This window comes from Cohnella laeviribosi DSM 21336, from assembly GCF_000378425.1.
Classification (GTDB): Bacteria; Bacillota; Bacilli; order Paenibacillales; family Paenibacillaceae; genus Cohnella; species Cohnella laeviribosi.
The window spans coordinates 1-8,769 of sequence record NZ_KB899874.1; the positions used below are offsets into that span (position 1 = coordinate 1).

Annotated in this window: 10 protein-coding genes and 3 pseudogenes; 2 read left to right on the plus strand and 11 right to left on the minus strand. The window is 46.8% G+C overall.

Annotated elements, in window-relative coordinates; translation table 11 throughout:
* From F560_RS25795 to F560_RS0121465, 3 genes and pseudogenes are all read right to left on the minus strand, one after another.
* A pseudogene (locus F560_RS25795) lies at nt 1-156 on the minus strand (IS110 family transposase); the annotation flags it as partial.
* A 118-nt stretch (nt 157-274) separates the two neighbouring features.
* On the minus strand, nt 275-1,147 hold the full coding sequence (locus F560_RS0121460; RefSeq protein ID WP_026298461.1) for a carbohydrate ABC transporter permease: 873 nt from the start codon (nt 1,145-1,147) through the stop codon (nt 275-277).
* 65 nt (nt 1,148-1,212) lie between these two features.
* Nucleotides 1,213-2,532 (minus strand): extracellular solute-binding protein, encoded by a 1,320-nt coding sequence (locus F560_RS0121465; protein ID WP_019007773.1) that lies wholly within the window; start codon nt 2,530-2,532, stop codon nt 1,213-1,215.
* A gap of 469 nt (nt 2,533-3,001) precedes the next feature.
* Between F560_RS0121465 and F560_RS25340 the strand changes: the two genes are divergently transcribed.
* Nucleotides 3,002-3,514, plus strand: coding sequence for a DUF2085 domain-containing protein (locus F560_RS25340; protein WP_083932174.1), 513 nt, complete (start codon nt 3,002-3,004; stop codon nt 3,512-3,514).
* Nucleotides 3,515-3,604: 90 nt separating this feature from the next.
* Here the strand turns inward: F560_RS25340 and F560_RS0121475 are convergent, their stop codons facing one another.
* The 6 genes from F560_RS0121475 to F560_RS26670 form a co-directional block, all read right to left on the minus strand.
* On the minus strand, nt 3,605-4,522 hold the full coding sequence (locus F560_RS0121475) for an aldo/keto reductase (protein ID WP_019007775.1): 918 nt from the start codon (nt 4,520-4,522) through the stop codon (nt 3,605-3,607).
* Between the two features lie 374 nt (nt 4,523-4,896).
* Nucleotides 4,897-5,268 carry a LytTR family transcriptional regulator DNA-binding domain-containing protein gene (locus tag F560_RS0121480; protein ID WP_020621302.1) on the minus strand — a complete coding sequence of 124 codons (372 nt, stop codon included), beginning with the start codon at nt 5,266-5,268 and terminating at the stop codon, nt 4,897-4,899.
* A gap of 78 nt (nt 5,269-5,346) precedes the next feature.
* The gene (locus F560_RS0121485; RefSeq protein WP_019007777.1) at nt 5,347-5,466 is read right to left on the minus strand and encodes a cyclic lactone autoinducer peptide; all 120 of its coding nucleotides are present in this window, start codon (nt 5,464-5,466) and stop codon (nt 5,347-5,349) included.
* Nucleotides 5,463-5,993, minus strand: a complete 531-nt coding sequence (locus F560_RS0121490) for an accessory gene regulator ArgB-like protein (RefSeq protein WP_019007778.1) — start codon at nt 5,991-5,993, stop codon at nt 5,463-5,465. The genes F560_RS0121485 and F560_RS0121490 overlap by 4 nt, the downstream gene beginning before the upstream one ends.
* Entirely contained in the window at nt 5,986-6,642 is a 657-nt protein-coding gene (locus F560_RS0121495; protein WP_019007779.1) for a hypothetical protein, read from the minus strand. The genes F560_RS0121490 and F560_RS0121495 overlap by 8 nt, the downstream gene beginning before the upstream one ends.
* 389 nt (nt 6,643-7,031) lie before the next feature.
* Entirely contained in the window at nt 7,032-7,220 is a 189-nt protein-coding gene (locus tag F560_RS26670) for a DUF6199 family natural product biosynthesis protein (protein ID WP_019007780.1), read from the minus strand.
* 204 nt (nt 7,221-7,424) lie between these two features.
* Here F560_RS26670 and F560_RS25800 point away from each other — a divergent pair, with 204 nt between their 5' ends.
* Nucleotides 7,425-8,129 carry a hypothetical protein gene (locus F560_RS25800; RefSeq protein WP_156829091.1) on the plus strand — a complete coding sequence of 235 codons (705 nt, stop codon included), beginning with the start codon at nt 7,425-7,427 and terminating at the stop codon, nt 8,127-8,129.
* A gap of 24 nt (nt 8,130-8,153) precedes the next feature.
* On the opposite strand, the pseudogene F560_RS26375 reads toward F560_RS25800, so the two are convergent.
* Nucleotides 8,154-8,324: pseudogene (locus F560_RS26375) on the minus strand (transposase); the annotation flags it as partial.
* A gap of 205 nt (nt 8,325-8,529) precedes the next feature.
* A pseudogene (locus tag F560_RS25350) lies at nt 8,530-8,769 on the minus strand (group II intron reverse transcriptase/maturase); the annotation flags it as partial.

Below are 8,769 nucleotides of genomic sequence, written 5' to 3' on the forward strand. Positions count from 1 at the left end.
ATTGCCGAACACGCAGTCTTTACCGAGCTCGATTCCGCGGAAATCGACGGCTCTGGCGACATGTGTTTTCTTGGCAATGTCGGCCCCGACAACAAGAGTTGATTCGGTAATTTGTTGAATTCGTTGATTCTGTTTCCTGGCGTGTTTATACTTCATTGTAGAGTGCCTCCTGCGCTGGGATTTGTTCTTTGGTCGGAACGTTCCCCAGTATACAGAAGGTACTTTTTTCATTCAAACCTCGAATTCATTCATTACAGGAATGGCTCCTTTCCGACTAATCCGCTTTTCTTCGGGTCAGCCACTGGCTGGTGCCGATGAACAGCAGGCTGATCAGGACGATGGCCGTTGAAATGGCGCTGCCGTATCCGTAGCGGTAAGTCGAGAACGTGGAATTGTACATATAAGTCGCCAGCAGTTCGGTCGCATGGGCGGGACCGCCTTTGGTCATGACGTAGACGAGGTCGAACGATTTCAAGCTGCCGGAAATGCAGAGGATGATCGCCACCTGAATGGTGCCCCAGATCATCGGCAGGGTGATCGTAAACAGCTTTCTGGCGCCGGATACGCCATCGATCTTGGCCGCGTCGTGGATTTCGCTCGGGATGTTTTGCAGCGCGGAAATGAAGATGATGAGGTACAGCCCGACGAAGTTCCAGATGAGCGGAGGCAGCAGCGCATAGATCGAGATGTCCGGATCGGACAGCCACTGCATCTTCCAAGAGCCAAGTCCCAAAGCGTCCAGCAGGAAATTCAAAATCCCGATTTGCGGGTGGTAAATATACTGCCAGATCATCCCGATGACCACGGAAGACAGGACCATCGGCATAAAGATCGAAGCGCGCATGAACCGCTGCAGCGCGTTGCTCTTGTGCAGCAGAATCGCCAGCACCAATGCGATCGGCACTTGGCCCAATATGGAAGCGAGGACGAAGATGACATTGTTTTTGAGCGAATGCCAAAAGACCGAATCGCGGATCAATTCGGCATAGTTTTGAAATCCGATATATTTGGCCTCGCCGATGCCCGACCAATTAAAAAAACTGTAGTAGGCCGACCAAATGACCGGCACGAACACGAACAAAGCGTAGAGGATTACCGAAGGCAGCAAAGCTGCCGCAATAAACCGGCGTACGCGGGATGCATTCAATTCGATCACTTCCTTGACGTAATCAGCCCTCCTGGAAGGAGGGCTGTTTCGGGAACCGCTTGCGCTTACTTACCGACTGCGCCGGCTTGAGCGTCCTGAACTCTCTTGGCAATGTCTTCCGGTTTGCCGCCCATGAGCAGATCTTGAAGGCCGTTGTTGATCACTTCGACTGCCGCGGAGCTAAGCTTGGAGTCGTAAACCGGCACGATCTTCACGTTCTTCATCAGCTCGGTCAGCTCGACGAACAGCGGATGAGCTTTGGTTTTATCGACGTCGATTTTGTAGCTAACCAGCGTGCTGCTGTCCAGCGTCGCTCTTTGGCCGTCGGGTCCGGCCAGCGCATAGAACAGCTCCAATGCCGCTTCTTTCTTCGCACCCGTCAGTTTCTTGTTGACGCCCAGACCCGTACCGACAACGCCGGCGGTCGTTTGGGGCTCGCCTTTTCCGCCTTCGATCGGAGGCAGAATCGTAATATGCGTGTTCCTCAAAAGGTCCGCCGAAGCAGTGTTCACCAAGCTTGCCACGGCCCAGCCGCCATCGATGAACATCGCCGCTTTGCCTTGCGTATAGAGCTGGATCATTTGGTTTTCGTCGATGCTGTTGTAGCCGTCTTGATAAGCGCCGGCTTTGCCCAATTCTTGCATATAGGTAAGAGCCTTAATGAATTCCGGATCCGTAAATTTCGCCCCGTCTTGCGCAACGGCTTTCAGGAACCATTCCGTACCGGTTACGCGGTCGGCGATGGTGCTGAAGGTCGTGGATTGGACAACCCAGTTCGCTTTGTTTCCAAGCGCGATCGGAATGACGTTGTTCCGTTTGAAGGTATCGATGGCTTGCAGCAGCTCGTCCCAGGTCTTAGGAACCTTTACGCCGTATTGATCGAAGATCGCCTGGTTGTAATAAATTAGGGAGCTAGGCGCCAGGTTCATCGGAACCGAGTACGTTTTGCCGTCTACCGTAAAATCGTCCAACGCGTTTGGAATAAAGTTGTTTTTCCATTCCGGCTTGCTGTTCAGGAAGTCGTCAATCGGCTGCAGAAGATCGCCGTTTACGAATTCCTTGGTCATGGCGCCCGGCCACATAACGAACAGGTCCGGCATTTCATTTGCGGCAGCCGCCGTGCGCAGGCGCGTTTTCAACCCATCGGTCGCAAGCGCTTCCACCTGAAGGTCGATTTCAGGGTGCTGCGCTTTAAAATCATCCAGGATTTTTCTCATCGCGACCGCTTTGGCATCTTGGCCGGACCAGTTGTTCCAAAGCGTCAGCGTTATTTTTTCCTGTTTGCCGCCGGACGCGTCGTTGTCTGCAGATTGTCCGCCGCCGCAACCAGCCAGCAGAGACACGCAGACCGCTATCGCTAAGGCGAGTATGAAGCGTTTTTTCATGGATGTAACCCTCCCCTGTTTATGTCCACGTTCATTCTATATGGGATGTTTCATTCCCGTAAGGGGAAGATGATAAGGACCAGGGGGGAAAAAGATCGGATCGCGTGGTGCGCGGAGGCTTTCAGCGCGGAGAAATAGAGAGGATCTAAGTACTACAAAAACCAACAAAAATGTAGTAACAAATACCTAAAAATTCAGCGCATCAATGTTGATATAAGGAGAAATATGGAATTAAATCTCGAATAATGTATGTATCTAATGAACAAAAGGGGAATAATGCATGGCTGAAATTAGGTATTGTGAACTATGCAATCGAAATGTAGAACCTACTAAAAAATTCAATTGGCTTGTCTTCATTTTTCTATGCGGACTCTTTTATCTGCTTTACTACCCGTTTAAATCGAAGAGATGCCCCATCTGCGGCACAACACATCTTTCGGCTCCAAGACCCATGCATCATCTATAATTTATGGTTAGCAGAGAGCAGAGACCGAGTTTTTGGTACATATTTTTTTCTCATCATCCTTATTGCCAGTTGAATAGGACACTACAGGTATCGTTATTCGGGAAAAAAATTGTTCTATGCACTCGTTGCACTGGCCAATACAGCATGATGCTACTTTATTTGATTTTGAGTTTATTATTTGAAATAAAAGAACCTGCTGTATTGATCTATCTCCTTCCTTTACCGGCAACCTTAGATTGGTTGACGCAAACGATTAAATGGCGGGAATCGACAACGCCAATCCGCTTGCTTACGGGAGGACTTTTTGGTATTTGGCTAGCTGCGGCCGTTAGACATATCATTTTTTGGGATTCACAAATACTTCTTCAATTACTTTATCAAAGCATCATCTACATTATGGCTGTTTTGTTGGTTCTTATTGCGAAAAAAGGCTCTATTGATGATTACTTGCAGCCATACGAGGACTTTATCAACGAATATCAAACCAATATCAAACCTCACAAATCTGTTGAATAGGATGTAGTCAAACCTATACTTTACCCCACTTCGATTTCATTTAAGAAGCCGACCTCACATGGTCGGCTTTTTTCGTACCGCTTTTCTCCCTTACGGCAACACGTTGCCTGCCGCACGGTAAATTTCGTACCATTCTTCGCGGGTCAGATGAACGTCGGCGGCCTTGCAGCAATCTTTCAACCGTTCAATATTCATCGTGCCGATCACCGGCTGCATGCGGGCCGGATGGCGCAGCAGCCACGCGATCGCGATCGTCGTGTTGGTCACGTTGTATTTGGCGGCGATTTCGTCGATTTTCTGATTCAGTTCGGGGAACTTGTCGTTGCCGAGAAATACCCCTTCAAAAAATCCGTATTGGAACGGCGACCAAGGCTGAATCGTGATGTCGTGCAGACGGCAATAGTCGAGGATGCTTCCGTCGCGGTCGATCGCGGAATCGTTCTCCATATTGACGTTAATGCCGTTGGAAATCATCGTGGCGTTGGTAATGCTGAGTTGCAGCTGGTTGGCAACGATCGGCTGCTTGACGTACTTTTTCAACAGTTCGATCTGCATCGGTTTTTGGTTGGATACGCCAAAATGGCGTACTTTCCCCGAGCTTTGCAGAGTGTCGAACGCTTCGGCCACCTCTTCGGGCTCAACCAGCGCATCGGGACGGTGCAGGAGCAGCACATCGAGATAGTCGGTCTTCAGCCGCTTCAGGATGCCGTCCACGGACGCCAGAATATGCTCCTTGGAAAAATCGAAGCTGCCCTTGCGAATGCCGCACTTGGATTGAAGGATGATCTTCTCGCGAACGTCATCGTTCATCTGAATCGCGTCGGCAAAGATTTCCTCGCAGGCCCCGCCGCCGTAAATATCGGCATGATCGAAGAAATTCGCCCCTTCGTCCAGCGCCGTTCGCACAAAACGCTCCGCCTCGGATTTACTCAGCGAATTAATCCGCATGCAGCCGACCGCTATAACAGGGACTTCAAGCGTGCTGGTTCCCAGTTTGATCGTTCTCATGATAAACGTCACTTCCTTCGTTAAATTAGATGCGACCGGTTTCGCAGGAAAAAAGATGCGCAATATGTAAGCGGTAACACCAAATCGCTGCGCAAAACGGTGAATCCCTATATTATTGTGACATAGAAGTATGGAAGCTTTCAAGGCTGATGGTGTTTTTTAGTAGACACCTATGCTCCTATGACGCTGGCGAAGTGCTATCAGGGAGGGAACGTGCGACTATCCTGGTTTTTTTCAATTTACAGCGCCATCCTAAGAACCGGATGTTTTCCTATATTCCATGCATACAGCATGTGCATAAACAAAAAATCCACCCTTGGATCAGGCAGATTTCCATTTCTAATGTCGGCTAACCGTCTCCATCCCGGGGCAGTTCAATGATTCCCGTTTCTGCCGCTCTTGCGGGCAAGGCGATTTTTTAGCATTTTTTTCATACTGGATGATACGGTGGTAAATTTGCTTGATTTTGAAATCTTGTCGTTAAAAAAAACGAGCGATCGCTCTTCATCGTAATACCGGATCTTCTCGATGTTGCTCAGATTCGTTCGATCCAAACGGAGAAAGCCCAGGTCTTCAAGATGTTTTTCCAGAATGGATAATTTAGGAACTACGGGATAAAAAACTTCATCCTTGGTGTGAAACACGACAAAGCCCGTCTGATGCGTTTCAATATAGTCGACATCTCTCAAATCGAGTTCGATAACCTCCGAAAAATTGCCGGGGTCTCTTGTCACCGGGAAACGCACATCCATTCAACTCCAAAACCGGCAGACAAGGGCTGCCCGATGAAATGACCCGTATGACAGCCCTTGATGTCGAGTGGGTTACTTTTTCAGTTCTTCAGGGATCTCGGGACGGTAAAGCATGGGAGAAGCAGTTTTCACAAAAAAAACAGCAATTCCATTCAACACGTTAGACAGTAATTTGGCTGCCATTTTCCTCATGATTGGTTCACCTCCTTGTTGTGGAACAATAAGGTCATCCCTTGAATTGCCAGCACAATGGCCGCCGTTTGCGAATGAAACAGGAAATTGCTAGAAACAACCAGCATTGAAGCAAATTTCAGCAAAGGATAGTACCTTTCAGGTATCGTGTTATAGCCTTTCATATTGGCGGGAGCTAGCAGTGTCACAAGGACAAAGGCAACCGCTGTTAAAATCAAGGTCCATGGTTCGGGAAAAGTCAAGTGTGGTGGAACGGCCATAACCGCGAAGGTCAGCAGCATACATGGGATCGGTGTCTCCAAATGGTACCCGCCTGATACCATACGAAGCAAAACGAAAAAGCCAGTCGCCGTAATGGTCTCGAACCATTTCCCTGTGAATGCACCGAATGCTAGCGAAGTGACAACCGGAATCGTGAAATTAAGGACAATAATAATCGCAAATTTCATTACAGCAATACTTGCTGTTTGTTCCTGATTAGCCCTTTTGATTTTTGCTGCCAAACTCTCGGCTATCGCTTCAACCATTTTCGTAATACTCCCTTTTGAACACCAAATACTGAAGAAACCCAAAAACGACAGCACCAAGAATCAGAATAAGCAACGGGGTGTATCCTTTAAAATATAAAAAGTTAAACATGGAGAGAGCGGCATATCCTAAAATGCTCATAACAAGTAGTCGAATATTGAGCTTGGTCCATTTCACCTTGGCACGATCCGTATCGGGCACAAACGTAAAGCCCATGTTCTTTCGAACCAATAACCAAGCCATGAAGAAGGCAACGCAGGCGGTTATCGTTTGGACGACAAATGCTGTTGGAACGTTAGGCATTACCATAATTCCGGCATTTTGAAATACGAAAAGGATCGCGGCCTGAAGCAACGTGTACAACACGTAACCATTAACGACCATCAGCCCCGCATAGAAAACCGGAATCCGAAATAATTGCCAGAAATAAATGAATACGATGGGCAGTTGAATGAACGATCCATACAAAGCCAAATTCAATGTTACCAAAATCAGATAGGATAGGAACGATAGCATTAAAGCAGAAAACAAAAGCCGGCCCCAATAGCCGCGCAACGGAAATTTGAAAATGGCAAACGTGAGTACGATCAAGGCCAGCCACTCGAGTGCCGAAAAGAAAATAAAGGCCAAAACGTCCAAGCCGTCCATTTCGACTCTCCTTGCTTCGCGATTCATGCCTTAAATACGCGGAGTAACATATTTCGCCAATGATCACGATAAATCCTTCTTTTTTCCCACTTTATTAAACATAAATTTCGTATGAAATGAAAAAAGCACTATACCGATATTTATGACCATCTACCTGAAAACAATAGTACGAATCATAAATGCATGGATTACAAGATGCAACCCGAATCTCGTCCAATATACCTGAATTGCGACTAATGGTGTTATTTTCCTTAAAATACATTGTAGGTTGTTTTTAGTTGCTTAGCTGGCCACTATGAACGGACGGGACAATTTAAAAGAAAAAACCCGCTCCTCCCCGGCGAGGACCGGTCAAAGGACTTTGACGTACGTTGATTCCAAGCAATCGACTAAAGAAAGTAGAAGCCTACGATAACGGCGATGACGCCTCCGCTTCTGATGATGATAAGTGCAACTTGGCTTGGCTCGGTACCTTTATACTGCCATCCATACTGTAAGTACCAGAAGAATTTCGGGAAAAGGATATTGATGATACCTAAGATGATAAAAAGGAAAGCTACAGTTTTAAAAAGGTTCATATGTTTTCACCCATTTTCAAATTCTTTTGTTATGAGTTTACATTTGATTCCAATTGAATAAGTATTAAGCGGTGCTTACTGATTATAAAGATATGCTAAAATTTATAAAGAATTCCGTTTTGCTTATTTCCAAATATAAGCAATTATGGTACCATATTAACGGAAATTGGCCAATATCCAAAAAAATGTGAGGAGGCTAGTATAGTGAGAAGTAAAAAGTTGCAAGCATTGGCAATATCATTCGCTTTATTCTGTTCTTTTACTGTCGCAGGGGTTGCGGGAGCACAAAAGCCGGATCTAGATCACCCTATACAACCCAAAAGTGTCGTGAAGAAGGAATTTGTACCTACGGACCCTGAAGATTTTATCAAAAAGAACGGTCTCAGGAAACCTTCGAAAGATGCAGTTCTTGTAAAAGTTGTTGACGTAGATTATGTTTATGAGAATGATCCATCTGCAGGTGAAACTGTTCATCCCTTGGAAATAGGAGGGAACGAATACTATATTAAGAATGTAGGTCCGGAATATGTAACGTATGGCTCATATGTTGTTGCGTCTGTAGAGGAGTCGGGTGCCACAAATGGAACGTTGACTCTTTCGCAAGCAGTAGCAGTTGCCAATTCATACAACGTGAGTGTTTCGGTCAATGCGCAAATCATTACTGCAGCGGTTGGATATAATGTAACACAAACATGGACTACAACAGCAACATATTCGCAAAATGTTACCAAAGATAATAAAATTACTGTAATTGATGCCTATGATAAATATTACCAAAGAAGTTTCGAAGTTTGGGAAGATGATGTTTTTTACGATGATTTTGTAACAACAGGAACATCTAAACGTCACGTCGGATTTAGATATGTTGTATGGGAGAAATCAGCTGGTTCCGGTGGCGGTTGGGTATAATCGAATATAGACATAGCTATTGGCTCCCCATGTCTCTTCGAAGCGATCCAGTTCCACAAGTGCCATTTCTTCCGTCGCAGCTTTGTAAATGGGCTTTAGGTCCGCCGTTACTTTTTTGAGGTCCTTGTAGGACACTTAGCGCGTCGAATTGCGGATTTGGTGAATGATGCACTTCTGAATCTCGGTCTTCGGGTAGCTACAGACTCCGGCGTAGCCGAAGAGGACCTCGTTAAACTCCGGCAAAAGGGACTCGAGGTGGTTGTTGCTTAGCGGGATCGAACTTTTCGGCTCTTGCCCTTCCCGGTGGGAGGAGGAAAGGGCGTTGTTTATGTTCTGGGGATCGAGTAGGAGGGGGCGGCTAACCCCCGTCCTCTCACAACACCTAGCATGCGGGTCCGCACTAGGCGTTTCCAAAAGGTTGACAAAGTTCCAGATAACGAGAAAGCAAACTTTTCAGCCCTTTTGCTTCCCAATAGGAAGTTGGAAGGGCGTTGTTTATGGTTCGGGACATTTCCCAAGGACCTCGTCTAGAATTGGCCATCATGAAGACCATCCAATCGGGCATGCCAAGCGCCCGGAGTTCGCGGATGCGGGTTCGTACCCGTTTCCACTGTTTCCATTGGCACATGCGAAGCCTTCT